Genomic DNA, 16,821 nt, shown 5'->3' with positions numbered 1-16,821 from the left:
AGCACCACCTTGGACGAGGAGAGTGGAATGCGCACTTCCAGCAGCAGACGCGGACGCCGGGCGGCGATCGCGGCGGTCGCCGTCGTCGTGACCGGTACGACCCTGCTCACCGGTTGCGGCAGCGACAGCGACGACAACGGCGGCGGCGACGCCCAGGGCGGCGGCAAGATCACCCTGCGGGTCGGGACCTTCGGTTCCTTCGGCTACGACGACAAGACCGGCGCCAAGCTCTACGCCGAGTACGAGAAGTCCCACCCGAACATCAAGATCGAGGAGACGAACGTCTCCGACGGCCAGAAGTACTGGGACACGCTGAAGCTGCGCCTCGCCCAGAACAACGGCCTCGCCGACGTCCAGGCCGTCGAGGTCGGCTACATCGCCGAGGCGACCGGCGAGACCATGGCGGACAAGTGGGTCGACCTGAGCAAGGAGGGCGGCGCGGACATCGGCGCCTTCCTCGACTGGAAGGTCAAGCAGGCGACGACGGCGAGCGGCAGCGTCATCGGTCTCGGCACCGACATCGGCCCCATGGCCATCTGCTACAACAAGGAGCTCTTCGCCAAGGCCAAGCTGCCGACCGAGCGTGAGGCCGTCGCCAAGCTGTGGGCCGGCGACTGGGCGAAGTTCATCGAGACCGGGAACACGTACAAGAAGAGCGCGCCCGCCGGCACCGCCTTCCACGACTCGGCGAGCGGCCTCTTCAACGCCGTGATCTCCAGCGACCCCGTCCAGTACGCCGACGCGAGCGGCAAGCTGGACTGGGAGAACAGCCCCGGCGTGAAGAAGGCCTGGGACACCGCCGTCGCGGCGAGCAAGGGCGGACTCACCGCCAAGCTGCGCCAGTTCGACGAGAAGGGCACCTGGAACGCCGCCTTCAAGAACTCCAAGTTCGCCACGGTCGCCTGCCCGAGCTGGATGACCGGCATCATCAAGGACCAGGCAGGCCCTGCCAACCAGGGCAAGTGGGACATCGCCGCGCCGCCGGTCGCCGGCAACTGGGGCGGCGCCTTCCTCGCCGTGCCGAAGTCCGGCAAGCACACGAAGGAGGCGGCCGAGCTCGCCGCCTGGCTGACGGCCCCGGCGCAGCACGCCAAGGTCTTCGGGGTCAACGGCAACATCCCCTCGTCCAAGGACACGCTCACCTCGCCGGCGGTCCAGGACGCCAAGCTGCCGTACTTCGGCGACACCCCGGTCGGCAAGATCTTCTCCTCCGCCGCCGCGGGGATCACGCCCGCCGTCATCAGCCGCTGGGACGGCCAGGTGAAGACCTTCCTCACCGACAACGGCATCCTCGACATCGAGCAGCGCGGCACCGACCCGGCCAAGGCCTGGGAGAACGTCAAGAAGCTGGTCGACGACAAGATCGACCAGTAGCGGGGGCCGTGTGCCGGTCCGCCGCAGCCCGCGGGCGGCGGACCGGCACCGTCCGCACCACCGCACGCATCGACCCTGGAAGGACGCCCCCGTGGCCACCTCCGTTCGGGCGAAGCCGGACGGCTCGCAGCCGCCCGCCGCACCGCCCGCCTCCCCCGGCCCGCGCGGCCGCCGCCGCTCCTCCACCTCTTCCGGCGGCTGGCGCAGCACGCTCTACCGCTGGGACATCAAGGCGATCCCGTACGTCTTCATCGCCCCCTTCTTCCTCACCTTCGCCGCCTTCGGCCTCTTCCCGCTGATCTACACGGGCTGGCTCTCGCTCAACCGGGTCGAGCTCGGCGGTGACCCGCAGTGGAAGGGCCTGGAGAACTACACCGACCTGGCGACCAGCGAGTTCTTCTGGAACGCGCTCGCCAACACCTTCACCATCGGGGTCATCTCGACCGTCCCCCAGCTGCTCATGGCCCTGGGCCTGGCGCACCTGCTCAACTACAAGCTCCGCGGCCGCGGCTTCTTCCGGATCGCGATCCTCGCCCCGTACGCCACGTCGATCGCGGCGGCGACGCTGGTCTTCGCCCAGCTGTTCAACACCGACTACGGAATGATCAACTCCGTCCTCGACTGGTTCGGCGTCGGACCCGTCCAGTGGGAGTCGTCCAAGTGGCCGGCGCAGATCGCGATCTCGGTGATCGTCACCTGGCGCTGGACCGGCTACAACGCCCTGATCTACCTGGCCGCCATGCAGGCCGTGCCCCAGGACCTGTACGAGGCCGCCTCCCTCGACGGGGCGTCGCGCTGGCGGCAGTTCATCAGCGTCACCATCCCGTCGATCCGGCCGACGATCCTCTTCACCGTAGTCGTCTCCACCATCGGCGCCACCCAGCTCTTCGGCGAGCCGATGCTCTACGGCGGCAGCGTCGGCATCAGCGGCGGCAGCGGCAACCAGTTCCAGACGCTGAGCCTGCTGATGTACGAGAAGGGGTGGGTGAACAACGCGCTGGGCCAGGCCTCCGCCATCGCCTGGATCATGCTGCTGCTCCTTCTGCTCGTCGGCGGCGTCCAGGCGCTCGTCTCCCGTCACAACCGCAAGAAGCTGGGAGGCTGACCCCATGGCCCGCACGCTCGACACGACCATCGAGGCCAAGGCCTCGCGTCGCCTCCCGGAGCCTCCCCGCCCGGGGCGCCGATTCCACCGGACGGCCGGCCGCCAGCACCACGCCGGACCCCTGACCTACGTCCTGCTGGCCGTGGCCGCCGTGGTCTCGCTCTTCCCGCTGTACTGGAACCTGGTCGCCGCCTCCCACAGCGGCGAGCGCGTGGTCCAGGCCCCGGCACCGCTGCTGCCCGGCCCCCGCCTCCTGGACAACCTGAGCTTCGCCTGGAACCAGGTCCACATGGGCGAGGCGCTGATCAACACCACGGTGGTCGCCGGTCTGGTGGCCGCGTCCACCGTCGTCTTCTCCACGCTCGCCGGCTTCGCCTTCGCCAAACTGCCCTTCCGGGGGCGCGGCATGCTGCTCTCGCTCGTGGTCGCCACGATGACGATCCCGCCGCAGCTCAGCGTCATCCCGCTGTACCAGATCATCACCGACCTCGGCTGGTTCGACCAGCTCCAGTCGGTCGTCCTGCCCTCGCTCGTCGCCGCCTTCGGCGTGTTCTTCATGCGCCAGTTCCTCGTCGAGGCCCTGCCCATCGAGCTGGTGGAGGCGGCCCGGATGGACGGGGCGCACAGCCTGCGGGTGATCTGGCACGTGGTCTTCCCGGTGGCCCGGCCCGCGATGGCCGTGCTCGGCATGCTCGTCTTCGTCCAGGCGTGGAACGACTTCTTCTGGCCGTTCATCGCCCTCACCCAGGACGGCAACCCCACCCTCCAGGTGGCCCTCGCCGGCCTCGGAGCGGGAAACCACACCGTGGACCACGCGGTCGTCCTGACGGGCGCCCTGATATCCACCGTGCCGCTGCTGCTCGTCTTCGCCTTCCTCGGCAAGCACATCGTGGGCGGCATCACGGCCGGCGCCGTCAAGAGCTGAGCAGCCGAAAGAGCTGAGCAGCCGCGCCCGCTTCGCCCCGCACTCACCGAACGTACCGACCCCGTACCCGCGTTGGGAGCCCTCTCCTATGACCGCGTCCGAAACCCGGCCGCTCACCGCCACCCGCTCGTTCCCGTCCGACTTCCTCTGGGGCGCCGCCACCGCCGCGTACCAGATCGAAGGGGCGGCAGCGGAGGACGGCCGTACGCCGTCCATCTGGGACACCTTCTCGCACACTCCCGGCAACGTCTTCGAGGGCCACACCGGTGACGTGGCCGTCGACCACTACCACCGGTTCCGCGAGGACGTCGGCATCATGTCCGAACTGGGCCTGAACGCCTACCGGTTCTCCGTCTCCTGGTCCCGTGTCCAGCCCACCGGACGGGGTCCCGCCGTCCAGAAGGGCCTGGACTTCTACCGGGCGCTCGTCGACGAGCTGCTCGCCGCCGGCATCGCGCCGGCGCTGACGCTCTACCACTGGGACCTGCCCCAGGAGTTGGAGGACGCCGGCGGCTGGCCGGAGCGGGCGACCGCCGAGCGGTTCGCCGAGTACGCCGGGATCGTCGCCGACGCCCTCGGCGACCGGGTCACCCGGTGGACCACGCTCAACGAACCGTGGTGCAGCGCCTTCCTGGGGTACGGCTCCGGGGTCCACGCCCCCGGCCGCACCGACCCGGTCGACTCCCTGCGGGCCGCCCACCACCTCAACCTGGGGCACGGCCTCGCCGTCCAGGCCCTGCGGTCCGCGCTCCCGGCCGACCGGCAGATCGCGGTCTCCCTCAACCTCCACGAGGTGCGCCCGCTGACGGAATCCGCCGAGGACCGGGACGCGGCCCGCCGCATCGACGCCGTCGGCAACCGGATCTGGCTGGGCCCGATGCTGGACGGCGCCTATCCCGAGGACCTGCTCGCCGACACCGCGCACCTGACCGACTGGTCCTTCGTGCGGGACGGCGACACGGCCGCGACGCGGCAGCCGCTGGACCTCCTGGCGATCAACTACTACACGCCGACGCTGGTTTCGCACGTACCGGAGGGTGCGGAGAAGCCGCAGGACGACGGTCACGGCAACAGCGAGCACTCGCCGTGGCCGGGCGCGGACTCCGTAGCCTTCCACCGCGCGCCCGGCGAGCGGACGGCGATGGGCTGGCCTGTCGACGCGAGCGCGCTGTACGACCTGCTGAGCCGGGTCTCCGCCGCGTACCCGGACCTTCCGCTGGTGATCAGCGAGAACGGCGCCGCGTACGAGGACGAGGTCGACGAGGACGGATCGGTGCACGACCCGGAGCGTGCCGCCTACGTGCACGCGCACCTGGAGGCGGTGCACCGCGCACTCGCCGACGGGGTGGACGTGCGCGGCTACTTCCTCTGGTCGCTGCTCGACAACTTCGAGTGGGCGTACGGCTACGCGAAGCGGTTCGGCGCCGTCCGGGTCGACTACGACACGCTTGAGCGCACCCCGAAGTCCAGCGCCCGCTGGTACGGCCGCGTGGCCCGGTCGGGCGAACTGCACGCCCCGTACAGCGACTGAGACGGCAGCACGGGCGGGCCGTACCGGATCACCGGTACGGCCCGCCCGGTCGTACGCCGCCCACGCCGGCTACCTCTGCGCCATGTCCTTGACGAACACGATGCCGTCGCTGTCCGCCAAGTGGGCGGGGTCGAAGGGGGCGTAGCCGAACCAAGGGGATTCGCGCGGTGCGGGCCGTTCGTCGCCGAGGACGGCTGCCAGGCGCGGGGCGTCGATGACGCAGCGGTCCTCCGGGAGCGCGTACAGAAGGCCTTCGAGGGTGTCCGGCGGCGGTGTGTCGACCCCCTGGTGCCGGATGGTGCCGAGGGCCGTGGCCACGAAGGCGTACTCCTTGCCGAGCCGGCCGCTCACCAGCGCACCGGCGCTCCACCACTCCAGCAGCTGCCCTCCCATGCGCACCGAGCTCTTCTCGCGCTGGAGATGGGAGTTGTGGGTGTGGACGAACACCGGGCCCCGAGCGACGACGGCGAAGAGATTGTGGGCCATCATCTGGTCCCGCAGGCCCACCAGCCGGCTCAGGCGGCCCGGTGAGGCGTCGGCCATCCAGTGGTGGTACCGCAACAGGCCGACGGCCGTGCGCCCGTGGAGGCGCGCCCGGTCCCACTCCTCCGGCGAGGAGGCAGCGCGCAGGTGAGGCCGCTGCGCGTCGAGGAGCGCCGTCAGATCGTCGGCGAGCAACCGCAGTTCACGGGCCTCGGCGGACTGCCCCACGGATCGGGCCGGGTCCATCATCGCGGCGGGATCGGTCCACCGGTCGTCGGGGCCGAGCAGGCGGTCGAGTGTGTCCGCGGTGCAGGGGAACAGGTCCGCGTCGAGCCGGGCCGCGAGATAGGCGTGGAGCGCGGTGAGGGCCTGCCGAGGGCTCGCGGCGGCGGCGATCTCCAGCGGCCCGTCGAAACCGGCGAAGCGGAGGTGCTCGGACGCGGGCCGTCCTTCGTTGTGGGCGCGCATCCAGCGCACGAGCTCGCGGTTGGCCGCGGACGTGCCCCACCCATGGCTGAATCCGTGCTCCATGACCTCGTCGAGGGTGCCCGTGCCCGAGGTGACGTAGTCGTCCACGAGCAGGCCCGCCAGGCAGTCGCTCTCGATCGCGATCGTCCGGTAGCCCTCCTGCTCGGCGAGCTGCCGGAAGAGGTCGTTGCGCAGGTCGAGGAGGGTGTCCTCGCCGTGGGTGGGCTCGCCCAGGGCGAGGAGCCGGGGCCGGGTCGAGAGCAGCCGCAGGACGGCGGCGGCGTCGACGGCATGGGCGGTGTCCTTGATGTCTGTCGCCATGCCTTCAACGCTATCGTTGAAGCTACGGTGGAGACTTTTCCTCGATATCGTCGGACCCATGGGGAGAAACCTTCAAAGCCGGGAGCGGCTGAGGCCGGTCGATCTGGCACGCGGGCACGGTCTGTCCACGCAGGCGGTCAGGAACTACGAGGAGGCCGGGATCCTTCCGGCCGCCGGTCGCACACCCCACGGATACCGCACCTACACCCCGCTGCACGCGGGGGCCCTGCGCGCGTTCCTCGCCCTGGTGCCCGGCCACGGCCACCGGACGGCGGCGTCGATCATGCGGGCCGTGAACCGGGGCGCGGTCGACGAGGCGTTCCGTCTCATCGACGAGAGCCACGCCCAGCTCCTCGACGACCGGCGGACCCTTCAGGCCGTGGAGCGCGCCCTCCGCGACCTGGAGCCCGGCACGACACAGCCCGGCACCGCGCCCGAGCCCGGTGCCACGCCCGAGCCCGGCGGCACGTTCATCGGGCCGCTGGCGGGGAAGCTCGGCATCCGGCCCGCGACGCTGCGTACGTGGGAGCGCGCCGGGCTGCTGCACCCGCGCCGCGACCGGCTGACCGGGTACCGCGTCTACGACGAGGCGGACGTACGGGACGCACGCCTGGCCCACCAGCTCAGACGGGGTGGCTACCTTCTGGAGCAGATCGCCCCGGTGATCGCGCAGGTACGGGCGGCCGGCGGGCCGGGGCCGCTGGAGGCCGCGCTGGGCGACTGGCATGGTCGGCTGTCCGCCCGCGGGCGGGCGATGCTGACCGGGGCGGCGGAGCTGGAGGCGTACCTCCGCGCGCGTGCGTGAAAGCCCCGGTCGTGTCGGGGTGGTGTGGTGTCGGTGTCGACGATTCGTCACGCGCGGGCCGGTGTGTGGTCCCTGGCGCGTCACTCTCCGTACCTATGCTGTGCGTTCATGAATGACGGACGATCGACCGCGCCCCGGTCCCGGCGCCCCGGACGCGTCGCTTACGGCTCGGCGGCGCTCGCCGCCGTTCTCGTGCTGGCCTCTCCCTCCGCCCTCTTCGCCGAGCCGGTGGAACATTCCGCGGGGAAGGCGGCGGCCCCGGCGGCGCCGACCGTCATCGCCCATCGGGGTGCCTCCTCCGCCGCCCCCGAGAACACCCTGGTCTCCGACGAGGTCGCCCGGCGGGGCGGGGCGAAGTGGATCGAGAACGACGTCCAGCCCAGCAGCGACGGCGTGCCGTACATCCTGCACGACGCCACCGTCGACCGGACGACCGACGGTACGGGCCCGATCCGCTCCCTCACCGCCGCCCGGCTCGACGAGCTGGACGCCGGCTCGTGGTTCGCCCCCGCCTACGCCGGGGCCCGGATCCCGACCCTGGCCGCGCAGTTGGCGGACCTGCGCGAGCGCGGCGGGTACCTCCTCCTGGAGATCAAGGGCCGCCACAGCCACGCCGAGGTGGCCCGGATCGTCCGGGACGTCCGGGAGCAGTCCATGAGCAGCCGGGTCTTCGTGCAGAGCTTCGACATCCCGACGCTCGAGCTCACCCGCGAGCTCGCTCCCGAGCTGCCGCTCGGGCTGCTGCGCGCCACCCTCGACGCGGACCCGGTCGGCCTCGCCGAGGACCTGGGCCTGACGGCGTACAACGTCTCGGACAGCGCGCTCGCCACCCGCCCCCAGGTCGTCGGTGACCTGCACGCCGCAGGGGTGGCCGTGAACGTCTGGACGGTCGACAAGCCCGCCCGCTGGAAGGCGCTGGCCGCCCTCGGAGTGGACGGGATCATCACCAACCGGCCGGCGGAGCTCACCGGATGGATCGCGGGGCGCTCCCCTACGGGGTGACCTTCATGTCGTCGACGAAGGCCCTTGTCACGATCGCGTGGGTGGAGATCACGGTGCCGGGCTTGATCAGTCCGTCCTCACCGCTTTCGCCCTCGACCTGGACCGATCGCTCCCCGAGGAAGGTGAGGGTCTTGCGGTCGAAGATCCACTCGGTGCGCGCGCCGCTGGTCTCGTCGAGTCGTGCGACCGCGACGCCCTGGCGGCCGACGGCGTCGGTGGCGCTGTCCACCGTGACCACGCCGGGGATCTTCGCGGCGGCCCGGTAGAGCGCGGCGGTGAGCCGGGGCGACGGCCAGCTCTCGCCGAGCAGGTCGCCGATGGTGGTGAAGGCCTGCTGGTCCGGGCCGTTGCCCTGTCCCTCGGTCTCCTTGTAGATCTTCCGCAGCAGGGCGTCGGGGTCGGTGGGGAGCGTGGCGAGGTAGTCGTGCGAGGGCGCGCCCAGGTGCGGCTTCGGGTCGTTGCCCTGCTCGTCGGGGCCCGCGAGGGTGATGCCCTCGGGCGCGGTGTTGCCCGGTTCGATCAGCCAGCCGTCGCTGCCGTCGGGGGACTTCCAGGCCTGCCGGGTGTGCAGGGGCACGCTGACGAGGCGGCTCACGCCGCTGTCGGTCCGCACGTGCGTGCCGGCGGAGCGGGACTCGATGTAGACGTACTGGCCCGCCGCGGCGGGCTTCGGAGCGTCCGCCTCGGCCGCGGCGAGGGAGATGCGGTCCAGGAGCTGGGGAGCTCCCTTCGCGTCGACGGCACCGATCCGGGTGGTGAGGGCGGGGCCGGTGGCGCGGTCGTCCCGGGTGCCGGACGGGTCTCCCGGCGTGAGGACGAGGACGCCGACGGCGAGGGCGCCGGCGAGCGCGGTCGCGGCGGGCAGGAGGAACACCTTCCGGAGGAAGGGGTTGCGCTTGCCCGGGCCGCTCGCGGTGGCGTTCGCGGTGGCGAGGCGGTCGTCGTGGATCTGGCTCATCAGGCGCTCCTTGTGGAACTGGTGACGGCCCGGAGGAAGCTCGCGCTCCTCGATCACCGGAAGGTCACCGGCCTCGTGCCGGGGTGCCGTGCGGGGGTCGGTCGGGTCGAGGTTCATCGGGTTCCCTCCTGTGCGGGCCGGACCGCGTTCATGCGATCACCTGTTGTCTGTCGGATGCGCGGGGCGGGTTCCCGGATTTCCCGAACTTCTCGAACTTCCCGCATCTCGCGGGCGAGTTCCTCCTCGGCTCCGGTACGGAGCTTGGCGCGGGCGCGCGAGAGCCGGGAGCGGACGGTGCCGACCGGGACGCCGAGGGCGGCGGCGACCTCGGTGTAGGCGAGGCCTTCCCAGAGGCAGAGGACGAGGACCTCGCGTTCGCTGCGGCGGAGCGTGCCGAGCGCCCGCAACGTGGCCGCGATGCGGCGCCGGTCGTCGAGCCGGCCCGCCACCTCGGAGGCGTGGTCGGGCATCGCGGCGTCGGCGGCGCCGGCCGCGGCGTACGCGGAGGCGGCCCGGCGATAGCGCCGGTTGCCCCGGCAGTGGTTGCGGGCGACGTTGGTGGCGACGCCCAGGAGCCACGGCCGGAGCGATCCCCCTTCGGGGTCGACCTTCTGCCGCAGCCGCCAGGCCTCCAGGTAGGTCGCCGCCATCACGTCCTCGGCGACCGACCAGTCGCCGGTCAGCCGGAAGGCGTGGTTGTAGACGCTCCGGGCGTGGGAGTCGAAGAGTTCGGCGAAGGCCGAGGGGTCCCCGGCCCGGATCCGTGCGCGCGTGTCGGTGTTCACGACTGTCGTCTGTCCGGCTCACGGGACGGGTTCCCGTGAGCCGGGTCACATCCGACGGGCGGTCCGGGCGTGGAGTTCCGGCAGGAGGTCGGGGTTGACGACCGTGAGGATCGTCGCGATGCGCTCGGCGTCGACGTCCGCCCACAGGATGTCCCGCGCGCCGCGGTACTTGGCGGCGAGCCGCTCACGCCGCTCGGGCGACAGCTCCGCGGCGCGGTCCGTGCGGCTGTTGTGCGCGTTGTCGGCGATCTTGACGAGGGTCGCGTCGGGGTCCTGGGCGATGAGGTGGAGCTTCGCCTCGTAGGACAGGTCCGGCCGGTTGGTGACGGCTTCGACGACGGCGACGACCCGGTCGGGGACGCCGGCGGCCCTGAGCCGCTCGGCGGTCCACGGGGTGTCCTCGATGATGTCGTGCAGGAGCCCGGCCATCACCAGCTCCTCGCCGAAGGGTTCGAGTCCCGCGGCGACGGCCCGGACGTGTTCGACGTACGGCACGCCGATCAGGTCGACCTGATCGGCGTGCGCCCGTGCGACGACTTCCTCGACCTCCGCGAGCGTCCTCGCGCGCTGCCTCACCGCTCGCCCAGGAACAGCTTCGGCAGCCGCATGGTGCGGTTCTGGTCGCCGGGGAGTGCCTGGGGGCTGTTGGCCCACTCCAGGGTGACCATGGGGGTGGCGCCGCTGCCGGAGTCGACGGTGGCTCCCGCGAACCGCTCGCCGGAGCCGGAGGCTTCGGCGGTGGTCTTGCGCAGCGTGTCTGCCGTGCGTGCGGCGGCCTCGGCGGAGACGGTCAGCGCGCACAGCCGCTCGCGTGACGTGCCGTCGGCCTGGGCGGTGGCCCCGATGGCGTACAGGGTGACGTCCGGCGTCTGGCTCTCGCGGCCCTTGCCGTAGAAGGTCGCGTAGTACGTGGCGTCGCCGACGCAGCGCGCGACGGCCTGGTAGGCGGGGTCGTCCGCGACCGACGCCTTCGGCGCGGCGAGGGCGGGCGGGGGTGTGTCCGGTGACATGGACAGGGAGCGTACGGACGTCGAGACGGCGACCTGTCCGCCGTTCGGGTCCTTCAGGAGCACTCCGCCGTCGGTCGCGCCCTCGGTGTACCCGAGCTTCTTCATGCCGGCCGTGACGGCGTCGACGTCGAAGGCGCCGGTGAGCCGCCATCGGTCGGAGTCGATCTGGAGCGAGGTGTTCACGTCGTTCTCGTCGAACCCGTGGGTCTCCTTGAGGGGACGGCTCTCGTATCCCGCCTGTGCCACCTCGGGGATGCCGTACGTGGCGAGGCCGCCGTACAGCTTCTTGTCCTGCTTCACCAGCCGTCGGGTCGCCGCCACGTCCGTGTAGGTGAGGAGCGCGCCGGCGTCCGCCGCGGGTGCGGCCCCGAGCGCGGCGGTGAGGCCGGTGGCCGACCCGCCGGCCGCGTCCTCGGAGTCGCCGCCGCAGGCGGCCGCTCCGGCGCCCAGGACGCCGACGAGCGCCGTCGCGGCGAACCCCCGCAGGACCCTTCGCCCGTTCCCCGTCATGCACAGCCTCCGATGCCGGCTCCAGCGATCCGGGTGGTAAGGATCGCCACAGCAGGGTAGTGGGTCCGCCGGGCGGCCCGTCCGGGGGCCGTCCGGCGGTACGAGGGAAAGGGAAACGGCGTGCGGGAACACGGTGCGGAGCAGCGGGCCTTGTCGGCGGCGGAGCTGTTCGACGATCTGGGGATCGGCTACGAGCGGGCCTTCGCTCACCTTCCGGCACAGCTGGAGGCGGTCGGGTGGCTCAAGGGCCGGCTGGGCGCGGGGGCCCGTGTCCTGGACGTCGGCAGCGGCACGGGCCGGCCGGTGGCCGATCTGCTGGCCCGGGCCGGCTGCGACGTCACGGGGATCGACGTGTCCGGGACGATGGTCGAGCTGGCCCGCGCCCAGGTGCCGGGGGCCCGGTTCGAGCAGTGCGGCGTCCACGACTTCGAGGCGCCCGAGGGCAGCTTCGACGCCGTGTGCGCGTTCTTCCCGCTGCTCGTGATGGACCGGTCGGAGGTGTCCGCCGCGCTGAAGCGGATGGCCGGCTGGCTGGCCCCCGGCGGCTACCTGGTGTCGGCGACCGTCCCGGCGGACGTCGAGGACGTGGAGATCGTCTGGATGGGACGCCGTGTCAGGGTCTCCAGCTTCTCGGCCGAGGAGTACGTGCGCCAGATCCGCGAAGAGTGCGGGCTCGACGTCCTCCACCATGCCGTCTCCGTCTTCCAGCCGGACGACGAGCAGGCCGGCCCGGAGGAGCACGTCTTCTGCTACGCCCGCCGGGCGAAGGAACTGCCCGGCGGGTGACCCCGGTTCCGGTGCGCGCGGCACCGGTCCCGGGGAGGGGACGTCACTCGTCCCAGGGCGGCTCGAACTCGTCCATGTCGGCGGGCGGCTCGTCCAGGTCGAAGGGCGGCCCGTCGTCGTACGGCGTCTGACGGCCGGCCGTCGCCGCCCGAGGCGCCGGGGCCGGCGCGGCGGCGGTGACAGCGGGGCTCGCGGGGGCGGTCTCGGCCGCCGGGGCGGGGGCCCCGCATTCCGCCAGGGTGGCGAGGACGCCCTCGGCGTACTTCGTGAGCTTGGCCTCGCCGACTCCGCCGACGGTGCCCAGCTCCGCGACCGTCGTGGGGAACAGCGTCGCGATCTCGCGCAGCGTCGCGTCGTGGAAGACGACGTACGCCGGGACGCCCTGCTCGCGGGCCGTCGCCGCCCGCCAGGCGCGCAGGGCCTCGAAGACCGGCGCGGCGGCGGCGGGCAGGTCCACCGGCACACGGGAGCCCTTGCCGGAGCGCGCCCCGGACTCCTTGCGGGCGGGACCGGCGGGCGCCTTCTCCTTCCGCATTGGGACGGTGCGCCGGCCACCCAGCACCTCGCCGCTGTTCTCCGTCAGCACGAGCGTGCCGTAGTCGCCCTCCACCGTCAGCAGGCCCTGCGCGAGGAGCTGCCGGACGACGCCGCGCCACTCCGCGGTCCCCAGGTCCGACCCGACGCCGAACACCGAGAGGCCGTCGTGGTCGAACTGGATGACCTTGGCCGTCTTCTTGCCCTGCAGGATGTCGATGATCTGCCCCGCGCCGAACTTCTGGCGCCGCTCCTTGGCCAGCCGCCACACCGTGGACAGCAGCTTCTGCGCCGCGACCGTCCCGTCCCAGGACTCGGCCGGGGTCAGGCAGGTGTCGCAGTTGCCGCACGGCTCGCCCTTCTGCCCGAAGTACGCGAGGAGCCGTACGCGGCGGCAGTCGACCGTCTCGCAGAGCGCGAGCATGGCGTCCAGGTGCATGCCCAGGGACCTGCGGTGCGCCTCGTCGCCCTCGGAGCCGTCGATGAGCTTGCGCTGCTGGACGACGTCCTGGAGGCCGTACGCCAGCCACGCCGTGGCCGGCTCGCCGTCACGGCCGGCGCGGCCGGTCTCCTGGTAGTAGCCCTCGACCGACTTCGGCAGGTCGAGGTGGGCCACGAAGCGCACGTCCGGCTTGTCGATGCCCATGCCGAAGGCGATCGTCGCGACCACCACGACCCCGTCCTCGCGGAGGAAGCGGGACTGGTTCGCGGCACGCGCTCGGGAGTCCATGCCCGCGTGGTACGGCACGGCGTCGATGCCCTGCTCCACGAGGGCCGCCGCGGTCTTCTCCACCGACGAACGGGAGAGGCAGTAGACGACGCCGGCGTCCCCGTCGTGCTCGGTCCTGATCAGTTCGAGGAGCTGCTTGAGCGGGTTGTTCTTCGGCACGATGCGGTACTGGATGTTCGGCCGGTCGAAGCCGGCGACGAAGTGCCGGGCGTCCTCCAGACCCAGCCGCGCCGCGATCTCGGCGTGGGTGGCCTCGGTCGCCGTCGCGGTCAGCGCGATCCGCGGCACCTTGGGCCAGCGCTCGTGGAGCATCGAGAGCGCCAGGTAGTCGGGCCGGAAGTCGTGACCCCACTGGGCGACGCAGTGTGCCTCGTCGATCGCGAAGAGCGACACCGTGCCCCGGTCGAGCAGCCGCTGCGTGCCCTCGGTCCGCAGCCGCTCGGGGGCCAGGTAGAGCAGGTCCAGCTCGTCCGCGAGGAACGCCTGCTCGACGGCCTGACGCTCGTACGTGTCCTGCGTCGAGTTCAGGAATCCGGCCCGCACCCCGAGGGCCCTGAGCGCGTCCACCTGGTCCTGCATCAGCGCGATGAGCGGCGAGATCACGACGCCCGTACCGTCTCTGACCAGCGCCGGGATCTGGTAGCAGAGCGACTTTCCGCCGCCGGTCGGCATCAGGACGAGCGCGTCGCCGCCTCCGACGACCTGCTCGATGATCTCCTGCTGCACCCCGCGGAAGGAGCTGTAGCCGAAGACGCGGTGGAGCACCTCTGAGGCGTCGGAGAGCTGGGCGGATTCGTCGGAAAGGACCATTCGTGAAGCCTAGCGGCCGCCGCCGACACCCTGGGACCGTCCACCGGAACCTGTGGACAACCGCCCTTGCCGCCGGTCTCACGGGCGGGTGATTCGACGGCGCCGTCCATCCGGCCGTAACCCCTCCGCCACCCCTGCCTGCGAGGCTCACGCCCGAACGAAAGTTGTCTGTACAACTTGGAGACCTTCATCGTGTCACTCGCCTCCGCCTCCCCCCTCTGGCTGCGCGACAACTGCCCCTGCGCGGATTGCCGCGACCCCCGCAACGGCCAGAAGCTGTTCCAGATCACCGAGCTCCCCGGCGCACTCGCCGTCGACGCCGTCCACGACGCCCGCACGCCCGACGGCGCCCCCGCGCGCGAGGTCGTCTGGGCACCCGACGGACACCGGTCCGTCTACCCCGAGACCTGGCTGGGCGACCACCTCCCCGGCTCCGCCGCCGCCCCCGGCGACGGCCGCACGGAGGACGACAAGGAGCTGTGGGCCGCGAGCCGCTTCGACGGCGGGCTCCCCGAGGCCGACTGGGACGCCTACCGCGCCGACCCTGCCGTCCGGGCCGCCGCACTCGACTCCGTCCTGCGCCTCGGCTTCGTCCTGCTGCGCGGGGTCCCCGTCGACGACCGCCGGGTCCTCGACGTGGCGCGGACCTTCGGTCACGTACGCGAGACGAACTACGGCGAGCTCTTCGAGGTGCGGGTCGAGGCCGACCCCAACAACCTCGCCTTCACGGGCGCCCGCATCACCCCGCACACCGACAACCCCTACCGCGACCCCGTCCCCACGCTCCAGCTGCTGCACTGCCTGGTCAACGCCGCCCAGGGCGGCGACTCCGGCCTCGTCGACGGCTTCCACGCCGCGGCCGTGCTGCGCGCCGAGGCACCGGAGGCGTACGAGACCCTCACCCGCGTCCTCGTCCCCTTCGCGTTCGCCGACGAGCGCACCGAGCTCCGCGCCCACCGCCCGCTGATCGGCACCGACCCGGCCGGCCGGATCCGCGAGATCCGCTTCAACAACCGTTCCATCGGCACGCTGCGGCTGCCCGCCGACCAGCTCGACGCCTTCTACGCCGCCTACCGGCGCTTCGGCGAGCTGCTGCTCCGCCCCGAGCTCCAGCTGGACTTCCGGCTCGCGCCCGGTGACTGCCTGATCTTCGACAACACCCGGCTGCTGCACGCCCGGACGGCCTTCGCCGAGTCCGGCGACCGCCACCTCCAGGGCGCGTACGCCGACATCGACGGCCTCGCCTCGACCCTCGCGGTCCTGCGCCGGCAGGAGAGCACCCGGTGAACCCGCTCGACACCCTCGCCGGGCTCTTCGCGGGCGAAGGCAGCGCCGAGTACCTCGGCGAGGCCGTGACCCAGGCCGAGCACATGCTCCAGGCCGCCGCCCTCGCCGAGGCCGCGGGCGCCGCGCCGCATCTGGTCGCCGCCGCGCTCCTGCACGACGTCGGTCACTTCCAGGGCGCGGTCACCGGTCGCGACCTGATGGAGAACGGCACCGACAACCGGCACAGCCACACCGGGGCCGACTGGCTCGACCAGTGGTTCGGGCCCGAGGTCACCGAGCCCGTACGGCTGCACGTCGCCGCCAAGCGGTACCTGTGCGCCGTCGAGCCCGGCTACCTCGACCTGCTCTCCGAGGCGTCCGTCCACACGCTGGCCGTGCAGGGCGGGCCGATGAACGAGGAGCAGGTCCGCGCCTTCGAGGCGCACCCCGGGGCCGCCGACGCCGTCGCCGTACGCCGCTGGGACGAGCAGGCGAAGGACCCGGACATGGACACACCGGGGTTCGCGCACTTCCGGCCCCTACTGGCCGGGCTGCTCGCCCCGTAGCGCGGATCAGCCACAAAACTCGAAGGGGCGCCGGTTCAGGAACCGAGCCGGCGTCCCAGCGCGGGCGCCGGTTCAGGAACCGAGCCGGCGTCCCAGCGCGCTCGTCGCCGTCGAACTCTGCATCGTGAAGGCCACCGTCCCCGGCAGGTAGCGGTCCTGGGACCACTCCACCGGGTTCCCGGCCGGGTCGGTGGAGTGCCGCCGCTCCCGCAGCAGCGACTCCCCCGCCCGGCAGCCGAGCAGGTCCGCGTCGTCGGCGTCGGCCGGCACGAGGTCGATGGTGTGCCGGGCGTCGGTGAACAGCACGCCGTGCCGCTCCAGTTGCTCCGAGTGCGAGACCGTGTCCAGTGGCATCGCGGCCACCAGCTCCCCGATCCGCTCCGGATACGTCGTCCGCTCCACCATCACCGGCGTGCCCGCGAGCGTCCGCAGCCGCCGCACCCGGTAGACGGGCGCGCCTTCCGCGACGCGCAGCTTCTCGGCCTCCTCCGCGTCCGCCGGGACCCGGTCGACGGCCACGATCCGGCCTCCCGGCTCCTCGCCGAGCGAGCGCGCCCAGCGGGTGAAGGAGCGCAGTTCGCCGAAGCTGTGCAGCCGGGGCCCGCCGAGCACCACCCGGCGCGAGCCGCGCCGTGAGGTGATGAGCCCGTCGGTCCGCAGCGCGGCGAGCGCCTGGCGGACCGTTCCTCTGGACACGCCGTAGCGGCGGGCCAGTTCGTCCTCGGCGGGCAGCTTGGCCCCCGAGCCGTACTCGCCCGCCGAGATGGCGGTCCGCAGATCGGCGGCGACCGTCAGATACAGCGGCGTCCTGCCCCGTGCCTCACTCACACGCCCACCCTGTCACGGACCGGG

The 16,821-nt window shown here is 72.3% G+C and carries 16 protein-coding genes; 9 read left to right on the top strand and 7 right to left on the bottom strand.

The window, feature by feature from the left end:
- Positions 1–27: 27 nt before the first annotated feature.
- The 4 genes from ACIBG6_RS34720 (at position 28) to ACIBG6_RS34705 (ending at position 4,935) form a co-directional block, all read left to right on the top strand.
- The gene (locus tag ACIBG6_RS34720; protein ID WP_399226698.1) at positions 28–1,374 is read left to right on the top strand and encodes an ABC transporter substrate-binding protein; all 1,347 of its coding nucleotides are present in this window, start codon (positions 28–30) and stop codon (positions 1,372–1,374) included.
- Positions 1,375–1,465: 91 nt separating this feature from the next.
- Positions 1,466–2,479 carry a carbohydrate ABC transporter permease gene (locus tag ACIBG6_RS34715; protein WP_399226697.1) on the top strand — a complete coding sequence of 338 codons (1,014 nt, stop codon included), beginning with the start codon at positions 1,466–1,468 and terminating at the stop codon, positions 2,477–2,479.
- A gap of 4 nt (positions 2,480–2,483) precedes the next feature.
- A complete protein-coding gene (locus ACIBG6_RS34710) occupies positions 2,484–3,404 on the top strand; it encodes a carbohydrate ABC transporter permease (RefSeq protein WP_399226696.1) in 921 nt (306 codons plus the stop codon).
- Positions 3,405–3,492: 88 nt separating this feature from the next.
- Positions 3,493–4,935, top strand: a complete 1,443-nt coding sequence (locus ACIBG6_RS34705; protein WP_399226695.1) for a GH1 family beta-glucosidase — start codon at positions 3,493–3,495, stop codon at positions 4,933–4,935.
- Positions 4,936–5,004: 69 nt separating this feature from the next.
- Here ACIBG6_RS34705 and ACIBG6_RS34700 read toward each other — a convergent pair whose 3' ends face one another.
- Entirely contained in the window at positions 5,005–6,207 is a 1,203-nt protein-coding gene (locus ACIBG6_RS34700) for an erythromycin esterase family protein (protein WP_399226694.1), read from the bottom strand.
- 58 nt (positions 6,208–6,265) lie between these two features.
- Between ACIBG6_RS34700 and ACIBG6_RS34695 the strand changes: the two genes are divergently transcribed.
- Both ACIBG6_RS34695 and ACIBG6_RS34690 read left to right on the top strand, forming a co-directional pair.
- Positions 6,266–7,012, top strand: coding sequence for a TioE family transcriptional regulator (locus ACIBG6_RS34695; protein WP_399226693.1), 747 nt, complete (start codon positions 6,266–6,268; stop codon positions 7,010–7,012).
- A 108-nt stretch (positions 7,013–7,120) separates the two neighbouring features.
- Positions 7,121–8,014 (top strand): glycerophosphodiester phosphodiesterase, encoded by an 894-nt coding sequence (locus tag ACIBG6_RS34690; protein WP_399226692.1) that lies wholly within the window; start codon positions 7,121–7,123, stop codon positions 8,012–8,014.
- Here ACIBG6_RS34690 and ACIBG6_RS34685 read toward each other — a convergent pair.
- From ACIBG6_RS34685 to ACIBG6_RS34670, 4 genes are read right to left on the bottom strand one after another with little or no spacing between them, the layout of a single operon-like run.
- On the bottom strand, positions 8,004–9,089 hold the full coding sequence (locus tag ACIBG6_RS34685; RefSeq protein WP_399226691.1) for a CU044_5270 family protein: 1,086 nt from the start codon (positions 9,087–9,089) through the stop codon (positions 8,004–8,006). The genes ACIBG6_RS34690 and ACIBG6_RS34685 overlap by 11 nt on opposite strands.
- Positions 9,086–9,757, bottom strand: coding sequence for an RNA polymerase sigma factor (locus ACIBG6_RS34680; RefSeq protein WP_399226690.1), 672 nt, complete (start codon positions 9,755–9,757; stop codon positions 9,086–9,088). Before ACIBG6_RS34680 ends, ACIBG6_RS34685 begins: the two co-directional genes overlap by 4 nt.
- Before the next feature lie 45 nt (positions 9,758–9,802).
- Positions 9,803–10,333: an HD domain-containing protein gene (locus ACIBG6_RS34675; RefSeq protein ID WP_399226689.1), complete on the bottom strand. Its 531-nt coding sequence runs from the start codon at positions 10,331–10,333 to the stop codon at positions 9,803–9,805.
- Positions 10,330–11,277 carry a hypothetical protein gene (locus ACIBG6_RS34670; RefSeq protein WP_399226688.1) on the bottom strand — a complete coding sequence of 316 codons (948 nt, stop codon included), beginning with the start codon at positions 11,275–11,277 and terminating at the stop codon, positions 10,330–10,332. The genes ACIBG6_RS34675 and ACIBG6_RS34670 overlap by 4 nt, the downstream gene beginning before the upstream one ends.
- A 120-nt stretch (positions 11,278–11,397) precedes the next feature.
- Between ACIBG6_RS34670 and ACIBG6_RS34665 the strand changes: the two genes are divergently transcribed.
- Entirely contained in the window at positions 11,398–12,063 is a 666-nt protein-coding gene (locus tag ACIBG6_RS34665) for a class I SAM-dependent methyltransferase (RefSeq protein ID WP_399226687.1), read from the top strand.
- Positions 12,064–12,106: 43 nt separating this feature from the next.
- Here the strand turns inward: ACIBG6_RS34665 and recQ are convergent, their stop codons facing one another.
- Positions 12,107–14,137 (bottom strand): DNA helicase RecQ, encoded by a 2,031-nt coding sequence (recQ, locus tag ACIBG6_RS34660; protein WP_399226686.1) that lies wholly within the window; start codon positions 14,135–14,137, stop codon positions 12,107–12,109.
- A 192-nt stretch (positions 14,138–14,329) separates the two neighbouring features.
- Here recQ and ACIBG6_RS34655 point away from each other — a divergent pair, with 192 nt between their 5' ends.
- Positions 14,330–15,424 (top strand): TauD/TfdA family dioxygenase, encoded by a 1,095-nt coding sequence (locus ACIBG6_RS34655; protein WP_399226685.1) that lies wholly within the window; start codon positions 14,330–14,332, stop codon positions 15,422–15,424.
- Positions 15,421–15,969 carry a phosphonate degradation HD-domain oxygenase gene (locus ACIBG6_RS34650; protein WP_399226684.1) on the top strand — a complete coding sequence of 183 codons (549 nt, stop codon included), beginning with the start codon at positions 15,421–15,423 and terminating at the stop codon, positions 15,967–15,969. The genes ACIBG6_RS34655 and ACIBG6_RS34650 overlap by 4 nt, the downstream gene beginning before the upstream one ends.
- Positions 15,970–16,041: 72 nt before the next feature.
- Here ACIBG6_RS34650 and ACIBG6_RS34645 read toward each other — a convergent pair whose 3' ends face one another.
- The gene (locus tag ACIBG6_RS34645; RefSeq protein WP_399226683.1) at positions 16,042–16,797 is read right to left on the bottom strand and encodes a GntR family transcriptional regulator; all 756 of its coding nucleotides are present in this window, start codon (positions 16,795–16,797) and stop codon (positions 16,042–16,044) included.
- Between the last annotated feature and the right edge of the window lie 24 nt (positions 16,798–16,821).

The organism is Streptomyces sp. NPDC050842, assembly GCF_044456565.1.
GTDB lineage: Bacteria > Actinomycetota > Actinomycetes > Streptomycetales > Streptomycetaceae > Streptomyces.
This window is presented reverse-complemented; position numbering and strand designations above follow the sequence as displayed.

Excerpts from the sequence above, each read along its gene's own strand:
- ACIBG6_RS34690 (WP_399226692.1), top strand. The coding sequence starts at position 7,121 with ATGAATGACGGACGATCGACCGCGCCCCGGTCCCGGCGCCCCGGACGC.
- ACIBG6_RS34695 (WP_399226693.1), top strand. The coding sequence starts at position 6,266 with ATGGGGAGAAACCTTCAAAGCCGGGAGCGGCTGAGGCCGGTCGATCTG.
- ACIBG6_RS34670 (WP_399226688.1), bottom strand. The coding sequence starts at position 11,277 with ATGACGGGGAACGGGCGAAGGGTCCTGCGGGGGTTCGCCGCGACGGCG.
- ACIBG6_RS34685 (WP_399226691.1), bottom strand. The coding sequence starts at position 9,089 with ATGAACCTCGACCCGACCGACCCCCGCACGGCACCCCGGCACGAGGCC.
- ACIBG6_RS34720 (WP_399226698.1), top strand. The coding sequence starts at position 28 with ATGCGCACTTCCAGCAGCAGACGCGGACGCCGGGCGGCGATCGCGGCG.
- ACIBG6_RS34705 (WP_399226695.1), top strand. The coding sequence starts at position 3,493 with ATGACCGCGTCCGAAACCCGGCCGCTCACCGCCACCCGCTCGTTCCCG.
- ACIBG6_RS34700 (WP_399226694.1), bottom strand. The coding sequence starts at position 6,207 with ATGGCGACAGACATCAAGGACACCGCCCATGCCGTCGACGCCGCCGCC.
- ACIBG6_RS34710 (WP_399226696.1), top strand. The coding sequence starts at position 2,484 with ATGGCCCGCACGCTCGACACGACCATCGAGGCCAAGGCCTCGCGTCGC.
- recQ (WP_399226686.1), bottom strand. The coding sequence starts at position 14,137 with ATGGTCCTTTCCGACGAATCCGCCCAGCTCTCCGACGCCTCAGAGGTG.